The following is a 21,762-nucleotide window of genomic DNA, read 5'->3' on the forward strand; positions in this document are numbered from 1 at the left end:
TGCTCGAAAACCGTCAATTCTGTGCATCAGATCACTCAAACTTGCCGGGTGGTCGTCATTCCACGGCACCCAAATACTGCTCCACCGGCACGTTTCCCGGTAACGGCAAGACCTCCCACAACCGAGGCTAAACCCCTCTCATAACGCCTGACAAACATCGAGTGTCGACCACTCCCCCGAGGGCATCCGAACATCCCCAACTCCCCGCCTCATCGTTCACGAAGCGGGACGAAGGCCAACGACGGGCGACGACTCAATCAACCACCTTCACGACCATCGGCGGAGGGACAAAGCGCGACATTTCAGCGCCCACCTCCAACAACTGGCCCACCTCACGCCAGCCACGACGAGCAGATACAAGATATAACTCGCCACACTTTCTAAATAACTCGTAAAATCTGCTGCCCGATCACAGAGAATGGATGCGTCCCTTCAACACTTGGATAAAGGTCCAGGAGACACAGATGGCATCAAGCCCCTCGTCCGCTCCCCATCCCGTCGATCAAGTTCCTCCCTTTGGAAAACTCACCATTCTGGGCATTCAGCACGTCCTCGCGTTCTACGCGGGTGCCGTGGTCGTCCCGCTCGTTATCGCTTCCGGACTCGGACTCGATAATCACACGCTGGTCCACCTCATCAACGCAGACCTGCTCACCTGTGGCATCGCCACCATCATCCAGTCGGCTGGCATCGGCCGATTCATCGGCGTGAAGCTCCCCCTTATTCAGGGCGTCACCTTCACTGCCGTCTCCCCACTCATCGCAATCGGCGCGGCGGCCACGCCCGCCGGCGCAGACCCCAGGACCGGCCTGGTCACCATGTACGGCTCCATCATCGCCGTCGGCCTCATCGTCTTCCTGGTCGCCCCGTTCTTTGCCAAGCTCCTACGCTTCTTCCCGCCGATCGTCACGGGCACCCTCCTGACGGTCATGGGCACGACCCTCCTGTCCGTCTCCGCCGGAGACATTGTCGCCTGGGCTGACAAGGCTACCGACGACGCAGCGAAGACGGCGCTCACGTACGAGGGTCTCGGCCTTGCATTCGGCACGATCGCCATCATCATCATCATTCAGCGCCTCTTCAAGGGCTTCATGGGAACGCTCTCCGTCCTCCTCGCGCTGCTGATCATGACGGCCGTTGCCTTCGCAATGGGCAAGACCGACTTCTCCGGCGTCGGCGAGGCCAGCTGGGTCGCTATTACCACCCCCTTCTACTTCGGCATCCCGAAGTTCTCGGTGACCGCCATTATCGCGATGATCATCGTCATGGCAGTGACCGCCGTGGAGACCACCGGCGACGTCTTCGCCACCGGTGAGGTCGTGGGCAAGCGCATCGCCCCACGCGATATCGCCAACGCCCTGCGCGCCGACGGCCTGTCCACCCTGCTGGGCGGCGTCCTCAACTCCTTCCCCTACACCTGCTTCGCGCAGAACGTCGGCCTGGTGCGCCTGACCCGCGTGAAGTCTCGCTGGGTCGTGACCGCAGCGGGCGTCTTCATGATCATCCTGGGCGTGCTGCCCAAGGCCGCAGCCATCGTTGCAGCCATCCCGCAGCCCGTCATCGGCGGCGCGTCCCTGGCGATGTTCGCGAACGTCGCGGTTGTTGGTATCCAGACCCTGTCGAAGGTCGATCTGCGAGACAACCGCAACGCGGTCATCGTCTCCACCTCGATCGGCCTGGCCCTCCTCGTGACGCTGAAGCCCGGCATCGTCACGGTGATGCCCTCCTGGCTGCAGATCATCTTCGGTTCCGGCGTCACCATCGGCTCGCTGACGGCGATCATCTTGAACCTGCTGTTCTTCCACATCGGACGCCCCGCCTCGCCGGACGTGGCCGTGGTGGACGGCAGGAAGATCAACCTGGACGACGTCAACGCGATGGATCGCGACCAGTTCGTCGCCACCTTCTCGTCGATGTTCTCCTCGCACACGTGGCCGGTCGAGCGTGCCTGGGAGTCCCGTCCCTTCGCATCCGTCTCCGAGCTGCGCTCCTCCTTCGAGGACGCCGTCCTGTCGGCTTCCCCCGAAGAGGCCGAGGAGCTCATCGCCTCCTACACGGACGTCGTTTCCCTGGTCCTCGACGGCGCAGGCGACGAGCAGGCGAGCTCGGATACCTCGTCGCTATCCGTGGGCGAGGTGTCCTCTGAGGAAGCCGAGGAGCTGCGTGCTCTGGCAGCCGCCTACCGCGAGAAGTTCAATCGCCCGCTGGTCATCTGCGTGGATAACGTGGTGGACCGCAAGCATCTGCTGTCCTCGGGCTGGCGTCGCGTCGAGCACTCCCCCGCCCGCGAGGCTCGCTTCGCGCTCGGCGAGGTCATCGACATCGCCGACCTGCGTTTCGATCAGCTGGTCGCCGATGCGAACCCCGTGCGCGCCGCGTGGGACGCTGGTTTTGAGCGCCTCTGAGTAGCACTCAGCGTCTCTCATTGACGAGGCCGGGGCGCGTTGGGCGATATGCCTGGCGCGCCCCGGTTTTTCATGCCCAGCACAGCCCGCAGCAAGACCCGCAGCAAAGCCCTCACCTCATGCGCCCCTAGCTATACAAAGTCGCATGCAATTCCAAAACACAAGTGACACGGCGACACGTACTGATACAGACGAACAAGATCGTTCAGGGGAATTGCATGCGAAATTGCTGGAGGAGACCGAGACGGGGGGAATTGCGCTACACAAGGGTCCGACACGACGACACGCCGTCAGAGGGCTTCGTGTCGTGCAAAACCCCCAACGGCGCCCAGCGCGGAGGCCACCGATAGGCCTACAACACCCCCGCCATAACCACAACCAGACAAAACTCGCACGTAATTCGACTGCGTGAACATTCAACAACATCCAGAAACGTTGCAATTCCAACGACCACAATTCAATGTTTGAAGCAGTCGCGAGGGAATTACGTGCGAAATTGGTGGGCACTGGGAAACAGATCCACAACAGGGGTTTTCCCGCAGCGCAAACTCCTCACGACACTCCGCGGCGCAGGCTCCTCACCACACTCCGTACTACAGACCCGTCACACAAAACCCCACCGCACACACTCAGCTGCACGGACGACGAAGCCACCGCCAACACATCACGCTCTTCACCCACAGTTCCCACGAGTCGCTCCAGATGCAGATACGCCGAGGGGCCGACCTGGCGGTCGGCCCCTCGGCGTATCCCATCAACACAGTGCAAGTAGTCCCAGTAAGCTCCTCAAAATGTCTCTCGTCGGCATTATCCGAGCCCGTGTGGCCCGTGCCGTATTCCCTTGTGATGACACCTACTGTAGGAGGCCAACCTTGCGGCAACGGCAAGGGCAGCTGAGAAAACCCTGGGATTTTGACCCCACAGATAATTGGACACAAAACGAGTGTGCGCCCCCGGGAGACCGGGAGCGCACACCGTGTCACGCACACTCAGCGTGTTGTGTAGGGCATCAGCCGTTCCACTGGCCATTCTCGGCGAAGTAGTACCACTTCCAGCCGATCCAGTGACCGCCGGTATACATCGCACCCGAATCAGTGCTGAGGTAATACCAGGCACCCCGATCCTGCACCCACCCGGTCATGAGTGCACCACTGGGAGCCATGAAATACCAGGACACCCCGTCCTTGACCCAACCAATCGCCATCGCACCACTACCAGGCATCAAGTAGTACCAGGTCAGACCATCAAGCAACCAACCCGTGACCATGCGACCAGACGCCGGATCCAGGTAATACCAAGAACCACCATCCTTGACCCAACCACTGGCCTGAGCACCCGACGCGTCATGGTAGAACCACGCGCCATCTTCACTCACCCAACCAGTACGCATGTAACCATCCGCACCAAAGCGATACGTCGAATTACCGATCCGCACCGTCTGGCCAGCCGGGAAAGTCCCATCCGAATAGCGATACCACCAACCAACAGAATCCTTGATCCACGCCCCACCCTGAGGAGCGGGAGCCGGGGTCGGATCCGGAGACGGAGCCGGCGTCGGATCGGGCGTGGGAGCCGGAGTCGGGTCCACACTCGGCGCAGGCGTCGGGTCACCCTGGAGGCGAACCTCCTGCTTCACGGGGTTGACGCCCCAGTCCCAGGCGTACAGGTAGGGGGTCACCGGGGCCTCGTCGGTGCGCCCCTGCTTCGCCCACGCGCTCGTGAGCTCCGAGACGGGCACGTCGAAGTGGTAGCGGTGCGTGCCGTCGGCCAGGACCTCGCCATCGTCCTCGACGAGCTTGCGGTAGTACCAGGCGCCGTCGGCATCCTCGTGGAAGTCGATGCCGGCCACGGGCGAGGCGTCGGTGACGTCGAAGGACACGGTGCGGGCATCGCCCTCGCCGCTCACCGCCAGGTTGGAGATGACGGGTGCGTTCGTGTCCAGCGTGAACTCGTAGCTCATCTGCTGCGTCTGCGAGGACGGGCCGTCCGTCGCGGCCTCAATCGTCAGGGTGTAGCGGCCGTCGGGCAGCGCGTTACCGGATTCATCAAGCCCATCGAAGAAGGGTTCCTCGCCCGCGAACTCGCCCGGCTTCGTCCAACCGGTCTCGAGGTCGTAGAGGGACTTGCGCACGCGGTTGATCGTGTAGGAGCGCACAGACTCGCCCGCGGAGTTGCGGTAGGTGAGCGTCATCGAGGGGACGGAACGCAGCATGCCGGTCATCGGCGCGATCTTGTCGGGGGCACCCGCCCACTTGGCGCGCGAGGTGATGAGGCGCTGCGTGTTGATCGTGGTGACCAGGTTCGAATCCTGCTTGTCCGACAGCGGGTTGAGCGCGCCCAGCGGGATGGACGAGTGCGCGTTGACCAGCGCGGAACGGTAGACGTGCACGGGCGTCGTCTCGTCATCCGACCACTTGCCGTCGAAGACGTTGGGGGCGCCCCAGGAGCCGTAGAAGCCCAGGTAGGGGACGGTCAGGCTCGGCGTCCCGTCCTCGCTCGTAAAGGTCACGGCGCCGTCGATGAAGGTTCCCTTGGGCGTGTTCGCCGAGGCGAAGGCCGCAAACTCGGACTCGGGGGTCACCGCGACGCTCACGGTGGCGGTCGAATTCGCGGGGACCGTGATCTGCTGGGCGTCCCCGGCCTCGGACACGCCGTCGCCGGAGAAGGACAGCGAGATGCCCGCGCCCGCCCAGTTCTGCGAGTGCTCGAGGAAGAGGCCCTCCTCGACCATTTCGGAGAGCGCTTGGCCACCGAGCGTGTATGTGTGGGCGGCGTCGGAGAGGTTGGTCAGGCGCACCTGGAAGGTCCAACCGTTCGTTCCATCGCCGAGGTCGGCCTTGGGTCGGGAGGTATCGGCGGCTCCGACGACGGTCGGGTAGACGGTCGCGGTGGTGGCAGCGACCGCGTCAACGGCACCCGCACCGACCTTGCGCGGCGAGTAGTAGGTGCCGTCCCCCAGCTCGACGTCGATGAGCGGGTGGGCGGTGCCCATGAGGAGGTTGGTAACGACGGCGTTCTTCTCCTTGGCGCTCATGCCGGAGAATGCGGGGTCACCCGAGATGCGCTGGCGCACGAGCGCGCTGATGCCGGCAACCTGCGGGGAGGCCATCGAGGTGCCCGACAGGCGCTGGTACTCGTTGCCCAGGTATGCGGACATGATGTCGCCGCCGGGGGCCGCGATTTCGGGCTTGAGCGTCAGGTCGGGGGCCACACCCCACGCTGAGAATTCCGAGGCCGTGGGGTTATTCGAGGCCAGCACGATACCCGAGTGAGTGACAGTCAGGTACACGTCCGCGCCGCCCGCGGCGGCCAGCGCCTCACGGATCGCTTCGCCGTCCTTCTTGGTGATGGTCACCGTGGGCATCGAGGTGGTGGCGCCCAGGATTGACTGGTAGGGCGTGGCCGAGTCGTCGGTGTCGGCGATCATGAGGGCCGCGGGCGTTGACGGGAAGCCCGTCAGGTACGAGGCCTTGAGGTCGTCGGTCATCGCCGTGCCGGTCCGGGTGTCGGTGCCGCCCTTGTCTTCGAGGACGATCGCGTCAGCAAGGCTCAGTCGGTTAGTGCCCGCGTACTTGTCGAGTTCGTCGCCGCCGCCCGCGCCGGCATCAACGACGCGGTAGCTCTTCTCGGGGATGTCGCGCAGGCCGCGCACGGCCTCTCCCTGACCGTCGAGCGCGGTGCGGTAGGCGATCTTACGGTCCCCCAGGGTCACGTAGGACAGGGCCTCCTGATTGTCGACCGAGGCGACGGCCAGCGTGGACTTGTAGGAGGCGGGTTCGCCGAGCGTGCCCGTGTCGGGGTCGGTCGCGAACGGCTTGTTCTGGCCGCTGTTGTTGCCGTACGCGTTGGAGAATGCGTTGCCCGAAGCGGCGTTGACGGTGATTCCGGCATTGGTGAGCGCTTCGTAGACGCCCGCGAAGACGCTGCCGGCGTCGCTGCTCATGCCGGCGTCGTCGCCCAGGGAAAGGTTGATAACGTCGGGCTTGATGACGAGAGCGTCGTCGAGGGCGGCCAGGAGGGCACTATCGGGCATCGACCCATCCGCATCGGAGGCCACCTTGGCGACGACGATCTGCGCGTGGGGCGCGGTGCCCTGCAGGACGTCGGCGTTGGCGGCTGCGATCGCGGTGACGTGCGTGCCGTGGGACAGGTCTTTCTCGGAGTGGGGAACGACGTCAGCGTCGTTGTCGGCGTAGTCGTAGGCGAAGGGGATCTTGCTGTTGACGTACGTGCCGGAACTACCGTGCGGCAGCTTGCTCGCGAAGGCCTGGACGTCGGCCTGGCTCAGGCGCACATCAACACCGTTCATCGAGCCGGCAAAGGCGTCGTGGTCGGTCTGCAGTCCGGAGTCGATGACCTCGATGACCTGACGGTCGCCCTTCTGGGCAGCCTCGGCCGCGCGCGTCATCGCCAGGGAGGAGGCGTTCTTGAGGACGGGTGTACCCGCTCCATCCGCGCTGGCTTCCAGCGGCTTGTGCACCCCCTCGATGAACGCGACCTTCACGCCCTGGACCTTCTGGATGGCGGAGAGTGCGGAACCCGGCGCCTCGATAGCGAAGCCGTCGAGCGCGTTCGTGTAGTCGCGCACGGTGGTAACCTGCGCGCCGGGCACGGCCGCCTGAACCGCCGAGGCAATGCGGGCCTTGACCTCGTCGCGCGTGGCCGGTGCAGAGCCGCCGACCGCGGCCTCCTCGAACTGGACAATGATCGTCGTCGGGGTGTCGTCAGCCGCCTCCTGCGCGGAGGCAGCGTCAGGCAGGGTCACTCCCCCGGCCTCGGCCTGACGGATGGAGAGGAGCGGGTCCTCGACGCGCGTACCCGTGCGCGCCTCGGGGGACGAGGCCTGGGCGGGGTTGGCGGGGAGGACACCGCCCGGCTGGGGGCTCACCGCGAGCGCCGGGACGCTCACGCCGGTCAGGGCGAGGGCGGCGGCGAGTGCGAGTGCCGGGGTGGAGTGATGGGACATCAAGGGCTCACTTACGTATCGATAAGGTGGCGATGACATGCGCGTCCGTGTGGCGCGCCGTCCCATTATGCGAAAGTTCTGCCAGTTGTGCAGTATGCATGTCCGCTGGAGCATCACCCTGTCCGCCCACTGACATTTTGTGCACGGCAGCGCATAAGCTGAGGGGCCGACCTCGCGGTCGACCCCTCAGCCTATCCCATCAACACAGTGCAAGTTTTCCCAGAAAGCTCCTCGTAAAAGTCTCGTCGGCATATCCCGGACCCTCGTGGTCCGTGCCATATTCCCTTGTGATGACATTCAGTGTAAGGGCCGAACCTTGCGACAACGACAAGACAACCTGAAAAAACCCTGGGAATTTTAGCGCTCACGTCCTTGACAGACGCCCAGGCCCGCGAACCCGGCGTCACGCTGGGTTCGCGGGCCTGGGGCAGGCTCAGAGGTGATCTAGCTGATCAGCTGTCCCGTCTCCGAGAAGGTGTACCAGGTCCAGAAGATGCGCAGCCGACCCGTGGCCATCGCGCCGCTTCCGGTCTTCAGGTAGTACCAGGCGCCGCCGTCTTTGAGCCATCCCGTCATCATCTTGCCGGTGGAGGGATTGAGGTAGTACCAGGTCTCACCGTCCTTGACCCAGCCGGTCGCCATGGCGCCCGTGGCCGGGTCCAGGTAGTACCAGGAGACGCCGTCGAGGATCCATCCGCTCGCCTGGGCGCCCGAGGCCTTGTGGTAGTACCAGGAGCCCTGTTCCTTGACCCAGCCGGTACGCATGTAGCCGTGCGCGTCGAAGCGGTAGGTGGCCCCGTCGATGACAAGGGTCGTGTCGGCCGGGTAGGTCCCGTCCTCGTAGCGGTACCACCAGCCGCGGCCATCCCGCTTCCACGTTCCCGCCTTCGCGGCGGGGGCGGGAGCGCTCACGTGAATGGTGGCGCTGGCCGTCACGCTGGGCTGCGTCGGGTCGGTCACGGTGATGGTCGCGTCGCCCGCGCCCACCGCGCTGACCTCGCCGGTCGCGCTGACGGTCGCCACGGCCTCGTCCGAGGAGGACCAGGTAAGCTCCGTCACGTTGGCGTCCGCGGGTTCGTGGGTGGCGCTCAGCGTCAGCGTCTCACCGACGCGCAGCGTCGCGGACGTCTGGGAGAGTGCCAGCGACGTCATGGGGATCACCTTGAGGGCAACCGGAGCCGTCCCCTTGTTGGCGGGCCAGTCCCACACGTGCAGGTAGATGGACGATGGGTCCCCGCCGATGCTCGTCAGCACGTCCTTCAGTGGGACGTCGAAGTGGCGGTGAACCAGCCCGTCCTCCCCGCGTTCGGTCGGGTAGACCTCGGCTCCGCGTTCGACGATGGGGCCATCGGCGGTGGCCGAGAAGCCGACGGCCGATATGGGCGAGGAGTCAGCGACGTCGAAGGAGAGCGTGCGGTCGTTACCGTCACCGCTCACCGTCACGTTCGAGATGACGGGGGCCTTGGTGTCCAGCGTGAGACCGTAGCTGATCTGCTGGGTTGAGGGCGAGGGTCCCTCGGTCGTGCCCTCGATCGTCAGCGTGTAGCGTCCATCCGGCAGCTCGCTTCCATCGGGCGCGTAGCCGGAGAACCAGGGGTCGCATCCGGGCACAGAGTCCTCGACAGTGCGCGGCGAGCGCTCCTGCACGTCGTAGATGGACCGATCCGCGCGCCCACACGTGAAGGTACGGATGGTCTGTCCGGCCTCGTTGGCGAAGGTGTAGGTCAGGGAGGACACGGAGCGCAGCAGCACAGTGCCCGGGTGCACGCCCCTGCGCGCATTCTCATCCGTCGAACGGGTGATGATGAAGAGGTCGGGATCGACCCCGTTGATCATCCGCTCGTCCTCGACGTCGAAGGGGCTCTGCTGCCCGAACGGGAGGTTTCCGTCCATGAAGGTCGACCCGTAGCCGCTGATGTGGTTGTTCGGGGTGACCTGGTCGAAGATGGCGGGCGCGCCCCAGGAGCCGTAGAAGCCCATGTAGGGGACGGTGAGATTCGGAGCTCCGTCGGCGCTCGTGAAGGTCACGGCACCGTCGATGAACGTTCCCTTGGGGGTGTTCGCGGCCGCGTACGAGGCGAAGGCCTCGCGCGGGGTCACGGTGACGGTCACGGTGGCCTCCCCCTTGGCGGGCACGGTCACCGAGTCCGCGGAGAACGTCAGGTCAATGCCCTTCCCCGCCCAGTTGGTCGAGTGGTGCGACAGCAGCATGCTCTCGACCTTTTCGGACAGCGCCTGGCCGCCCAGGGTATAGGTGCGCGCACTGTCGGAGACGTTCGTGAGGGTGACCTGGAAGCTCCAGCCGGAGGTACCCTCACCCAGGTCGGCCTTGGGACGCGACGGATTGGCCGCGCCGACGACGGTCGGGTACACAAACGAGGTCGTGGCCCCCGCAGCGTCAACCAGGCCGGCACCCACTCGGCGAGGCGAGTAGAAGGTACCGTCATCCTGCTGCGCGTCCGCGATCGGGCGGGCAGTGCCCATCAGGAGCTTCGTGACGACGGCGTTCTTCTCGGCGTCCGACAGACCCGCGAACGCCGGGTCGGATGCCACGCGCTGACGCACGAGGGTAGCGACCGCGGCGGCCTGACCCGAGGCCTCGGCCGTACCGGACTCGTTGTCGTAGTCGTTTCCGGGCGTGGCGGACGCGACCCTGCCACCGGGTGCTGCGATCTCGGGCTTGAGCCGCAGGTCAGGGGTGGCGCCGGTGGAGGAGAAGTCCGACGCGGACAGGCCCTCGGGCACGGTGAGGGTCGTGGAAGCAGAGACGCCAACCTCGATCGATCCAGTGCCGGAGGCCTTGATCGCGTCGTAGAGGCGGTTGCGATCCGAGGTCGTGATGGTCCCCATCGGGATGCTAAACCAGCGGTCGACCGACCACTTCACGGGGGTTTCGGTGTCGTACCAGTGGCCGAGCAGAACGCCGGCGGGCTTGCTCGTCAGGGACTTCAGGGCCTTGATCTTGTGCTTGACCTCCACGTCTTTGCCCCGCGAGTCGGTGCCTCCCAGCTCTTCGAGGAGGATCGTGTGGGACAGGTCCCCGTAGTCCGCGCCCAGGTTCTTCGTCAGGTCTTCGCTCGAGCCGTTTCCGGCGTAGACGACGCGGTAGGTTCCTTCGGCAAGGGAGTCAAAGCCCGGTCCGTCGCCCTTGCCCATGCGGGTCACGGGGCGATATCCGATCAGGTGATCGCCGAAGGTGATGGCTCCCATGATCTCCTGCTCGTTGACCGAGGCGACCGCGAGGGTTGAGGAGAAGGCGGCCGGGAAACCGAGCGCGCCATTGTCCGGGTCGTCCGCGCGCCCATAGCGCTCAACGTCCCCGGCGGGCGCGTAGACGGTCGTGCCCTGCGCACCGAAGGTCTCATAGACCTGAGAATAGAGGGACGCGGCGGCGTCATTCATTCCTTCGGTCTTGGAAAAAGACACGGAGATGACGTCGGGGCGCAGGACCATCGCGTCGTCGAGCGCCGCCAGCAGGTCGACATCGCTGGCGTGATTGCCCGGATCCTTCGTTACCTTCGCGACGATGAGCTGCGCCTGGGGTGCCGCCCCGGAGAACTGTCCCCCGTTGGCCGCCGCGAGCGCGGCGACGCGCGTGCCCTGGGTGTTCGCAGCGCGCGCATGGTCGTCTCCTTCGTCCGTGGCGAGCACGTTCGTGTCCCCGTCACCGTAGTCGTAGGCGAAAGGAATCTTGGGGCTGACCCAGACTCCCGCCTTGCCCACGCCCAGCTGGGAGGTCAGGGAAGCTGCCGCATCCTGCGTGAGGCGCAGTGACGCGGCATCCATGTCGCCGGCAAAGGCCTCGTGCGAGGTGTCGATACCACTGTCGATGAGCTCGATGACCTGGCCCTGCCCCTTCTGGGAGGCCGCGTTGGCTCGCATCATCTGCGCCGCCGACCCGGGCGTGATGCCGGAGTCTCCACCGCCGGCAGCGGCGCGGTATTGTCCGTTGATCTCCTCGTCGGTGACGAAGGAGTTGTCTCCATCGAGGAAAGCGCCCTTGACGCCAGCCGTCGCCCGGATCGCACCGAGAGTCGAGGCAGGTGCCTGGATGGCAAATCCATCGAAGGCGTGGAGGTAGTCGCGCACATCGGAAATGGTGGCGCCCGGGCTGGCCGCGGCCACGGCCTCGCCGATGCGCGTTTTCATCTGCGCGTAGTACGCGGCGCGGTCGACTCCGTCATCACGCGCGTCGAGTTGGACGATGATCGTGCTGGGCGAGTCATCGCCGGCCTGCTGGGACGACGAGGCCTGGGTTGCGTCGGCGTCGGCCCCGAAGGCCGCGGGCACGCCGGCCGTCGTGAATGCGAGGGCGCCGGCCGCTATCAGCGTCAGCGCTACGCGTCGGTAGTGGAACATTGTCGGCTCACTTTCTTCACACCTAAAGTGTTGAGCTGCATGAGGGTGGGTGATCGCGCGGCACATCCCCGTGGACGCACGATGTGGCGGGCGCAGCGAGAGGTTGCGCCTCACGTGTTCCCCTCGCGGGCGCGCCCGCTCCCCCGGAACGAGTCCGGTGAGGGCGGGCGCGACGCGTGGGTATGCATTGTCGTCAGGCGCTTAGTGGATCCACTGGCCCGAGTCGGAGAAGCGGTAGTACTTCCATCCGATCCAGACGCGGCCCGTCACCATCTGGCCGCTTCCGGGCTTCAGGTAGTACCAGGCGTCGCCATCCTTCACCCAGCCAGTCAGCATCTTGCCGTTGGCGGGGCTCAGGTAGTACCAGTGCGCGCCATCCTTGACCCATCCCGTGACCATGGTGCCCGTGGCGGGATCCATGTAGTACCAGGAGACGCCATCAAGGACCCAACCGCTGGCCTGCGCGCCCGAGAGGGTGTGGTAGTACCAGTTGCCCTGCTCGAAGACCCAGCCGGTACGCATGTAGCCATCCGCGTCGAAGCGGTACACCTGGCCGTCGATGGTCTTGGTGGTGCTGGTCGGGTAGGTGCCATCCGCGTAGCGGTACCACCAGCCGCGAGCGCCCCAGGCCCATGCGCCCTGGGCGGGCGTCGTATCAGACGAGGCCTTGAGGGTCACGGTCGTCGAGGTGACGGCGTGGGGGTCCTGACGCACGTCGACGCGCAGGGAGACATCAGCGCTGGTCGGGGTCCAGGTGTAGGAGTCGGTGGACGCGCTCTCGTCCGAGCTGCCCTGCATCGAGTCCCAATCCTGGAGGACCGTTTCGGTGCCGTCGGCGCCGATCTGCACGACGCGCATCTCGCGTCCGCCCAGGGTGCCGCCCTGCGCGGAGACGTTGATGGTCGTCGGCGTGCCCACCGAGCTGGTGAGCGTGTACCCGGCCCCGGCCTCGTTGATGCCGGTGCCCGAGACCGTGACCTGGGGGGTCGTGTACTCGAAGAGGTTGGCCGTGTTGTAGCCGGCGTCCTTCATCGCGGTTTCGGTGAGCGTCCACGCCTTCGAGCCCTTGGGGGCGGCGACGTAGATCTCGGTGCCCGCCTTAAGGTCGTCGTCCATGTCGGCGGCGAGCTTGATCTCCTCGACTGTCGAGGGCAGGACCAGGACGCGGGGCGTGTCGAACCAGAAGGTGAAGCGGGTCATCCCCTCACCGAAGTAGGCGCTGTCGGGGCGCCCGTTGGAGGCCTTGCCCTCGTAGTAGAACTCGCCGTCGTTACCGCCGCGCACGATGATGTGGCGCGGGGCTGCGCTCTCGCGCGGGGTCATCCACAGTTCCGTGACCTTCGAACCCAGCTCGATCGTGTCCAGGCCGTTGCCAACGAGGCCGCGGGCGACCGTCACCGAGTCGGGGATGACGAGGTCGGTGAGGTTCGCGTCGCCGTCGAAAGCACCGTAGCCGATGGTCGTCAGGCCCTCGGGCAGGACGACGCGACGCAGGGACGTGTTGTGCGCGAAGGCTGTGTCGGCGATAGCGACCGTGCCGTCGGGAACCGTCACGTCGGTGTCTGTCTTCGTGGGCAGGTACAGGACCAGGGTACGGCCAGCGTCGCCCTTGCCGTACAGGGCACCGTCTTCCACGGAGTACACCGTGTTGGCGGGGTCCACGGTCAGCGAGGCGAGGTTGTTCGCGTCCACGAATGCGGATTCTCCGATGGTGGCAATGCCCGAGCCCAGGTGGACAGAGGTCAGCGCGGTGTCGTTGGAGAAGGCACCCTTACCGATCGAGGTCACCGAGTCGGGGAGTGTGGCGGAGGTGAGCGCGGTGGTATCGAAGGCGTTGTCGCCGACCTCGGCCAGGCGATTCAGGTCGGGACGGAAATTCACCTCGGCGAGGGACTTGTCGTAGCGGAAGGCACTATCCGGCAGCATCGTGGCGCCACCCAGGTCAACGCGCTCCAGCTTGGGCATGTACCAGAAAGCCGTGTCGTCCATGGACTCGAAGGCGTCAGGCAGGGTCAGGGACGTGATCCGCGCCCCCACGAACGCACCCTTGCCAACGTTACGCAGATGCGAGGGCAGGGTCACGGAGGTGATCTGCGCAGAGGCGAAAGCACCCTCGTCGATGAATGCGGTTTCCTCGGCAACGGTGTACGAGCCGCCCGAGTTCTTCGCCTGCGGGTATGTCGCCAGGTGCGTCAGATCCTTCGTGTACAGGACACCGTCGAGGCTCTGGTAGTTCTGGTTCGCCGCGTCAACCTCGATGCTCTCCAGGAGCGGGGTGCGCGCAAATGCTGCGAACAGGCCGTCGGCCTGGACGTTCGGGCCGACGTGGACGGAGCGCAGTTTCTCCATGTCGGAGAAGGTCTCGAGGCCTGCCGTCTTAACAGATCGAGGCAGGGTAACGCGCTCAAGAGGGGTGTAGGCGAAGACGCGGTCCCCGATCGTCTCCAGCTGCGAGGGGTGCGCGTCGTCATCCTGGAAGGTCACCTGGGTCAGCGGCTGGCCCGCGAAAGCAGAGTCGTCGATTGCGCGCACGCTCGCGGGGATCCACACGCTGGTCAGCTGCGCACCACTGAAGGCGTTCGTGCTGATCTCGGTCACCCCCTCGGGGATGCGCACCTGCGTTGCGCTACCCGTGTACGACACGAGGACGCCATCGTCGATGGTGAAGCCATCGGCATCGGCGCGCAGCGGGGCGGCAGCATTGACCTGACCGAATGCGCCCGTGTCGGCCGCAAGCGCGGCAGGGACACCTACCCCGGTCAGGGACAGGGCGCCGGCGAGCGCAAACGCCAGCACAATTGAGTTGCGATGGGACATATGAGACCCCTTCTATTGACAGCTGGTAAGGGTGGGCTCCGTGCTCACAACACGATCCCCGGTGTCAAACATATCCCTTTGGAGGGTTTTCAGATACCCCCTGAGACACACCTTCTCACCATGTGTCGGTGAGTGTATTGCTTCTTTGCATGGAGTACCCTGCATCAACCCACGCAATCGGGGAACACGCAGGGACCGGGCACGGGGACTATTTCACCCGATTTATCTAGGGTTTTACAGCATCTTTCCAACGCATCTGACAAATCGACCAGGCGCGCAGATTATGCTGACAGAGTCCAACGATTAGCCGCATACAAGTGTCCCCCTTGTCGATGGATCGACCTAATGGTCGAAGAGGCAATGAACGAGTCCCTCCCCTGCCCACTCTTCCTCGCGCAGACTCCCCTGACATCCATCGACCAGATGGCTTGGTGCATGGGTGAGAAAAGGCCCGCGCCCCCGGAGGTCATCCGGGGGCGCGGGCGCATAGTCTCACAGCTCGGTGTTGCGCCTTATCTGTCAACTCAGGAGGCGCCCCGAATCGGCGAAGTTGTACCACGTCCAGCCAATCCAGTGACCACCCGTGTACATCGCTCCCGAATCAGTGCTCAGGTAATACCAGGAACCACCATCCATCAGCCAACCGGTCGCCATCGCACCACTGGACCCCAGGTAGTACCAGGTAGAGCCATCCTTGACCCAGCCGGTCGCCATCGCACCACTGGGCATCAAGTAATACCACGTCGAACCATCGAGCAGCCAACCCGTGGCCATCGCACCACTGGACCCCAGGTAGTACCAGGTAGAGCCATCCTTGACCCAGCCGGTCGCCATCGCACCACTAGACGTCAGGTAATACCACGTCGAACCATCGAGCAACCAACCCGTGGCCATCCGACCCGACGCCGGATCCAGGTAATACCAGGACGAGCCATCCTTCACCCAGCCACTTGCCTGAGCACCCGACGCATGATGGTAGAACCATGCACCGTCCTCACTCACCCAACCAGTACGCATATACCCGCGAGCGTCAAAACGATAGACCGAGTCACCAATCTGCACCGACACACCAGCCGGGTACGAACCATCCGCATAGCGATACCACCAGCCGACCGAATCACTGATCCACGCCCCACCCTGCGGCGTGGGCGCAGGAGTCGGATCCGGAGTCGGAGCCGGGGTCGGAACAGGCGTCGGATCCACACTCGGAGCCGGGTCTGGCGTCGGTTCGGGCGCAGGAGTCGGAACCGGATCCACAGTCGGCTCGGGCGCAGGAGTCGGAACCGGATCCACAGTCGGCTCGGGCGCAGGAGTCGGAGCCGGGTCTGGCGTCGGCTCAGGTGCAGGAGTCGGAACCGCGCCCATCGTTAGGTTCGCCGAAGCCACCAGGTACGAGGCGTCACGCGCGTCAATGCGCAGGTGAACATCTGTCACGGCTGGCGTCACCGTCACATCCATCGAGGCAGTATCCGCATTCTGACTCTCAGGCATGTCGGTCCAGTCCTGAAGGACAGACTCAGCGCCGTCCGTACCGATCTGCACGACACGCACCTGTCGTCCGCTCGGAACACCGCCCGCCACGGTAGCTGTCACGGTCGCAGGCGCGCCCGACGGTGGCCTCATGGCGTAGTTTGCCCCCGCCTCGGCAATACCTGAACCAGACAGCGTCAGAGACGCAGGAGCGAAGGAGTGCAACTGCGACGTGTCGTAACCCGAAGCTACCATTGCGGCCTTTGCAACTGACCACGCGTGAGATCCTTCGGTTCCCGCCACATAGACGTGCGTGTCGTCTCGGAATTCCTGGTTCTCGTAGCCACTGAGGTCAAAAGTCGTGAGGCTTGCCGGGAGGATGATGAAGCGCGGGGCGATACCCAAATAGGAAATACTCGTCATTCCCTCACCGAAGAAGGCACTCTCTCCGCGCTTGCCATCTGCTGGCCCAGTGTGCACAAATGAGCCATCGACACCGCCTCGTACGACGAGGCGAGGAACCTGTCGCACAAGCAAATCGTATATCTGGATTTCCTTGATCTGCTGCCCAAACACAAGGGTCTGTACCCCCACATCATGAAAGCCGTTGGCGACCTGCAGAGAGTCGGGGATGACAATGTGACTCAACTTGGTACAGCCCTCAAACGCCGTGTTTTCAATGGTTGTCAAGCCATCGGGCAGGTTGATGCTCGTAAGCAACCTGTTTCCTGCCAGGCTCGACTCGCCAAGAATACGCACCGTGGAAGGCAGCGTGATAGAGGTGAGATTCGTGTACGAAAGCGCATAATCGTCTATTTTCTCGGTCCCATCCAGGACCTCGTAGGAGCTACCGATGTCCAAGCGTCTCGGGAAAAAAACTAAGTGCTTATGGTCCTTCGTGTAGAGGACGCCGTTGACAGTCTCGTAGTTCGGATTATCCGCATCCACCTCCAGGTGGGACAGACACCAGAACATGTCAAAACTAACGCTCAGCGAACCCATTTCAACTTTGGGCCCAACATGAAGGGAGTTCAGCAACCCCATGCCGTAAAACGCGCCCTGTTGGAGCTGCTCGACCGAGCGAGGCAGCACGAGGTCCTCAACCCCCGTAAAATCGAATGCCCTGTACTCGATGCGCCTCAGCTGGGATGGATGTTCATCGTCGTCCTGGAAAGTGATCGTCTTCAGTTCGGAACCGCTGAATGCGCGTTCTCTCACCTCCTGAACGCTTGCGGGAACCCAGACGTGTTCGACGTCCTTCTTCTTGAAGGCTTCTTTGCCGATCACGGTCACGCCGTCAGGGATCGCAATGTCCGTCGCCTCACCCGTGTAGGCAGTGAGGACGCCGCCCGAAATCACGAAGTCGTCGGCCGAAGAGGGACGCACGTCAATCACGGCCGAGGCGACTTTGACCTCACCTGCGGGGGTCGTGACGCTAGCAGTCAGCGTCGCGCTCGCCGGCCCACGAGGGGCATACAGAGTGGCGGTCGGCCGGTCCTCCTCGGTGGTCAGCGTCCCCACCGAGGAAGAGTCAAGTGCCCAAGACACGTGACTCCCTTGAAGTGAAGGGGCTAAAAGCGCGTTGACGAGCAGTTTGCGGCCCCCTGCGACCGTCAACGTGGATTCCGGCAGCTCGATCCCAGTCTCCTCGGATACGGAACGGACCTGGATGTGAACAGTGTCTGTTACGTCATGGGCCCCGTCGTAGATCGCGGTTACCTGCGCATCGCCCGGGGTGAGGGCGGTAACGACACCGTTCGCATCCACGGTCGCCACGGACTCGTTCGCAGACTCCCAGGTGAGAAAGTCGGAATTCTGACGTGGGTTCTCATGACCGAGGGGCTCGACAGCGACGCTCTGGCCCGGGGCCAATGCCGTGCTGTGTGGCCATAGCTGCAAAGACGGATAGAAGTCCGGATCAAATGGGATCTTGCATTCCGCTGTGCGGTGACCGACCGGATCGTCGTCTTCAATAGCGGCACCATTGGCCGCCGGGACACCGACAATGGTAAAAGCTAGAGCACCGGCCGCGGCGAGCGCCAGCGCCTTCAATGTTCGTTGGGACATCGTTGTCTCCCCTTGTGCTACACGTGGGTCAAGGATGGGCGTGAACCGCGACTATGCGGCCACTCTCTCACAATAGGACGCCAAAGATTCCTCCGTAAGTCTTTTGGTTGTTTTCGTGGAAATTGCCCCGCGCCCCCGGACGCAGTGTCCGGGGGCGCGGGGCAGGATCAGCCATCTCAGTCGCTGACTACGCGATCAGCTGACCATTATCAGCAAAGTGGTACCAGGTACCCCAGATGCGCAGCCAGCCCGTTGTCATCGCACCGGAGGGGCGATTCAGGTAGTACCAGTGCCCGCCCTCCTTGAGCCAGCCCGTCGCCATCGCGCCGTTTGCGGGCGACAGGTAGTACCAGGTGGCCCCAACTTTCACCCATCCCATGGCCATGACGCCAGTTTGCGGGCTCAAGTAATACCAGTGCACACCGGAGAGCAGCCAGCCGCTGGTCTGCGCCCCGGAAGCCGCGTGGTAGTACCATTGCCCACCGTCGAGCACCCAGCCGGTACGCATGTAGCCCGAAGCATCGAAACGGTACACATTCCCGTCGATGACGACAGCCTCTCCCGAGGGGTAGGAACCGTCCTCGTATCGGTACCACCAGCCTCGACCGTTGCGTTTCCAGACGCCCGCCTTGTGCGCAGGGGCCGGGGCACTGACGTGGATCGTGGCGCTCGCCGATACGAGCGAGGGCTGCGTCGGGTCGTAGACGGTCACCGTCGCATCCCCCGCGCCCACCGCTGTCACGGTGCCGTCCTGACTGACCGTGGCCACGGCCTCGTTCGACGAGGACCACACCACATCGGTCACGCTCGCATCCGCGGGCTCATGGGTGGCGCTCAGCCCGACGCTCTCCCCGACGGACAGGGTCGCGCCAGTCTGCGAGAGCGCGAGCGACGTCATGGGAACGGGCTTCAGATCCACCTTCACCGTCCCCTTGTTCACCGGCCAGTCCCACACCTGCAGGTACACGGTCGCAGGATCGCCACCCGAACGCTCGGCAATCTGAGACAGTGGCACCTCGAAGTGGCCGCCGTGCCGTCCATCGTCCCCGCGTTCGTCCGAACCGTAGAACTTCTCGCGCATGAAAGGCTCGCCGTCCGCGCTCCACGAGAAGCCGTACGCGGCGATAGGCGAGGAATCGGTGGCGTCGAAGGAGAGCGTACGCTCATCTCCTTCGCCCGATATCTTCACGTTGGAAATGACGGGCGGCGCCGTGTCCAGCGTTACCACATGGGTGAGGCGCTCGGTACGAGGCGAGGCACCGCCGGTCGTGCCTTCGATCGTGAGCGTATAGCGTCCGTCGGCCAGCGCACGCCCTTGCTCGTCGTATCCATCAAAAAGCGGTTGACTACCGAACGCAGCTTCCGCGGTGCTAACCTCGGAGTAGCGTCCATTCGAGACATTCCGACTCTTGGGCGCTCCCCCGTAGGTGTATGAGCGCACGACGTCGCCGGCCTCGTTCCGATAGGTGTAGGTCAACGACATGACGTCGCGCAGCAGGACCGTCGCCGGTGTCGCGTACGTCCGGGCGTTTTCTTCCGTCGACCGCGAGACGATGTAGAGATGACGATCATTCGTGCTGATCGCCGCAGCTTCTTCGACGTCGAACGGGTTCAACTGCCCGAGGGTCAGCCCGTGGAAAGCCATCGTGGACGTGCCGATCATTCCCTCGCCGTATACGGGACTGTCGAAGATCGGAGTCTCATCCGCCGAACCGTAGTAACCCAGGTACGGGACCGTCAGGTCGGGTTGCCCATCCGTGCTCACGAAGGTCACCGCGCCGTCAATGAACGTGCCCTTGGGCGTCTTCTCAGAGACGATCGAGGCGAACTGCGGCGTCGGGTTCACGCTGACGGCCACGGTCGCACTCGACGCCGCGGGCACGGTGACCGTGTCTGCAGAGAAGGTCAGGTCGATTCCCCTGCCGGCCCAGTTCGTCGAATGCTTCGCATAGAGCGAACCTGTCACGTTTTCAGAGAGCGCCTGTCCGCCCAGCGTGTATGTGTGGGCAGTGTCGGACAGATTGGTCAACTGCACCTGGAAGGTCCACCCGCTGGCGCTCTCGCCCAGCTCAGCCTTCGGTCGCGACGGGTCCGAGGCACCCACAACGCGCGGGTACACCGACGAGGTCGTGGCTGCCTGCGCGTCCACCATGCCTGCGCCGACCCAGCGCGGGGACCAGAAGGCGCCATCCGCTGCAGACGTATCGACGATCGGGCGCGCGGTCCCCATCAGGAAGCTGGGAACCAACGCGGACTTGTCCTCGTCGCTCAGCCCCGCGAACATCGGATCGGTCGCCATGCGCTGACGCACGAGGGCAGCGACACCGGCAACTTGAGCCGACGCCTCGCCGGTACCCGGCATCCGTCGATAGTCATTGCCGGGGATGGCAGCGTTGACGTTGCCGCCGGGCGCGGCGATCTCGGGCTTGAGCCTCATGTCAGGGCCTGGACCCCACGAGGAGGAACTCCACGGCGCGAGGCCATCTGTCCCCTGCAGCGTGGATCCGCCGACGGCAGCCACGGCGAGTACAGAGGAGTAGGAAGCGGGTGCACCGATTGCACCCAAGTCACGCACGCCCGTGCGCCACTCGGCTCGCCCGCTGTCTCCCACTGGCGCGTCAACCGTGATACCCGCGCCGGAAAGCCGGGCAAAGACGTCGTCGTACAGTGCCGACGCTTCACCGTCGAGATCACGATTCGCCATGAAGGACACGCAGACCGTGTCCGGCTTCAAAACCATCGCATCATCGAGGGCCGCCAACAGGTCACTGTCACGCACGGTCCAAGTGCTATTAGAGAGAACCTTGGCGAGGATGAGCTGCGCATCGGGCGCACTCCCCTGATAGGTCGCTCCGTTGGCTGCCGCGAGCGCCGCCATGCGAGTGCCATGAGCGTGCACCGTAAAGTCTTGCGGACCATAGCCATAGCCGATGTATGGGTTCGTGTCACGGTCCGCATAGTCGTAGACGAAAGGAATCTTGTCACTGACCCATGCGCCGCCTTGACCGGCATCCAGCTGGGAGGTGAGGGACTCCATCTTGTTCTTCGGTAGGCGCAGCTCTGCGGTGTCCATCATGCCGGCGAAGGCCTCGTGTGAGGTATCGAAACTCGCGTCAATGACTTCGATGACGCGCCCACGTCCCCGACCAGCTACCTGATCGGAGCGAGTTTCCTTCGCCGGATCGGCAACTGCCACGCCGCCATCCCCTGACATTTCGGGATAGAAGACCGGCTCACGCTGCCCGTCGAAGAACGCGTCCTTGACGCCCTGCACGCTCTTGATGGCCCCGAGGGCAGACGCGGGAGCAGTGATCGCGAAGCCGTCCAGGGCGTGGTGGTAATCCCGCACGTCCCCGATGGTGCTGCCCGGTGATACCTGGCTGACGGAGCGCGCGATGCGCTGCTTGACGTCCCTGTACGCGCCCGCCCGGTCGCCGCCAACAGCGTCCGGCGCAAGCTGGACGATGATGCTGGTCGCCTCATCTGCTACGGCCACACCGGGCGCAGAAGCCTCGGCGCTGTCCGTATCGGCCGCAAACGAGGGCGTCACGCTCATGGTAGTGATAGCGAGGGCGCCAGTAGCGACTAACGCTAGCGCCGACAAACGCCGATGACACATCTGCAACTCACTTCCTTAACAGCTGGTTCAATAGGGAGCGCATAGGCGCAGCTCTCCTG

6 protein-coding genes are annotated in these 21,762 nt (G+C 64.3%); 1 reads left to right on the top strand and 5 read right to left on the bottom strand.

Features of this window, described 5'->3' with window-relative positions; genetic code table 11:
• The first annotated feature begins 464 nt into the window (after positions 1 to 464).
• The gene (locus QP415_RS03260; protein ID WP_285098655.1) at positions 465 to 2,405 is read left to right on the top strand and encodes a solute carrier family 23 protein; all 1,941 of its coding nucleotides are present in this window, start codon (positions 465 to 467) and stop codon (positions 2,403 to 2,405) included.
• A gap of 1,009 nt (positions 2,406 to 3,414) precedes the next feature.
• On the opposite strand, the gene QP415_RS03265 is transcribed toward QP415_RS03260, so the two are convergent.
• The 5 genes from QP415_RS03265 to QP415_RS03285 form a co-directional block, all read right to left on the bottom strand.
• A complete protein-coding gene (locus QP415_RS03265) occupies positions 3,415 to 7,371 on the bottom strand; it encodes a S8 family serine peptidase (protein ID WP_285098656.1) in 3,957 nt (1,318 codons plus the stop codon).
• Positions 7,372 to 7,815: 444 nt separating this feature from the next.
• Positions 7,816 to 11,730 (bottom strand): S8 family serine peptidase, encoded by a 3,915-nt coding sequence (locus QP415_RS03270; RefSeq protein ID WP_285098657.1) that lies wholly within the window; start codon positions 11,728 to 11,730, stop codon positions 7,816 to 7,818.
• Positions 11,731 to 11,931: 201 nt separating this feature from the next.
• Positions 11,932 to 14,547 carry a leucine-rich repeat protein gene (locus QP415_RS03275; RefSeq protein WP_285098659.1) on the bottom strand — a complete coding sequence of 872 codons (2,616 nt, stop codon included), beginning with the start codon at positions 14,545 to 14,547 and terminating at the stop codon, positions 11,932 to 11,934.
• A 519-nt stretch (positions 14,548 to 15,066) separates the two neighbouring features.
• Positions 15,067 to 18,084: a leucine-rich repeat protein gene (locus tag QP415_RS03280; RefSeq protein ID WP_285098660.1), complete on the bottom strand. Its 3,018-nt coding sequence runs from the start codon at positions 18,082 to 18,084 to the stop codon at positions 15,067 to 15,069.
• 187 nt (positions 18,085 to 18,271) lie between these two features.
• Positions 18,272 to 21,703: a S8 family serine peptidase gene (locus QP415_RS03285; protein WP_285098661.1), complete on the bottom strand. Its 3,432-nt coding sequence runs from the start codon at positions 21,701 to 21,703 to the stop codon at positions 18,272 to 18,274.
• Positions 21,704 to 21,762 lie beyond the last annotated feature (59 nt).

The sequence above is a fragment of the Pauljensenia sp. UMB3104 genome (assembly GCF_030217285.1).
Classification (GTDB): domain Bacteria; phylum Actinomycetota; class Actinomycetes; order Actinomycetales; family Actinomycetaceae; genus Pauljensenia.

Bases quoted from the DNA above. Each gene is read 5' to 3' on its own strand.
- QP415_RS03260 (WP_285098655.1), top strand. From the start codon at position 465: ATGGCATCAAGCCCCTCGTCCGCTCCCCATCCCGTCGATCAAGTTCCT.
- QP415_RS03265 (WP_285098656.1), bottom strand. From the start codon at position 7,371: ATGTCCCATCACTCCACCCCGGCACTCGCACTCGCCGCCGCCCTCGCC.
- QP415_RS03270 (WP_285098657.1), bottom strand. From the start codon at position 11,730: ATGTTCCACTACCGACGCGTAGCGCTGACGCTGATAGCGGCCGGCGCC.
- QP415_RS03275 (WP_285098659.1), bottom strand. From the start codon at position 14,547: ATGTCCCATCGCAACTCAATTGTGCTGGCGTTTGCGCTCGCCGGCGCC.
- QP415_RS03280 (WP_285098660.1), bottom strand. From the start codon at position 18,084: ATGTCCCAACGAACATTGAAGGCGCTGGCGCTCGCCGCGGCCGGTGCT.
- QP415_RS03285 (WP_285098661.1), bottom strand. From the start codon at position 21,703: ATGTGTCATCGGCGTTTGTCGGCGCTAGCGTTAGTCGCTACTGGCGCC.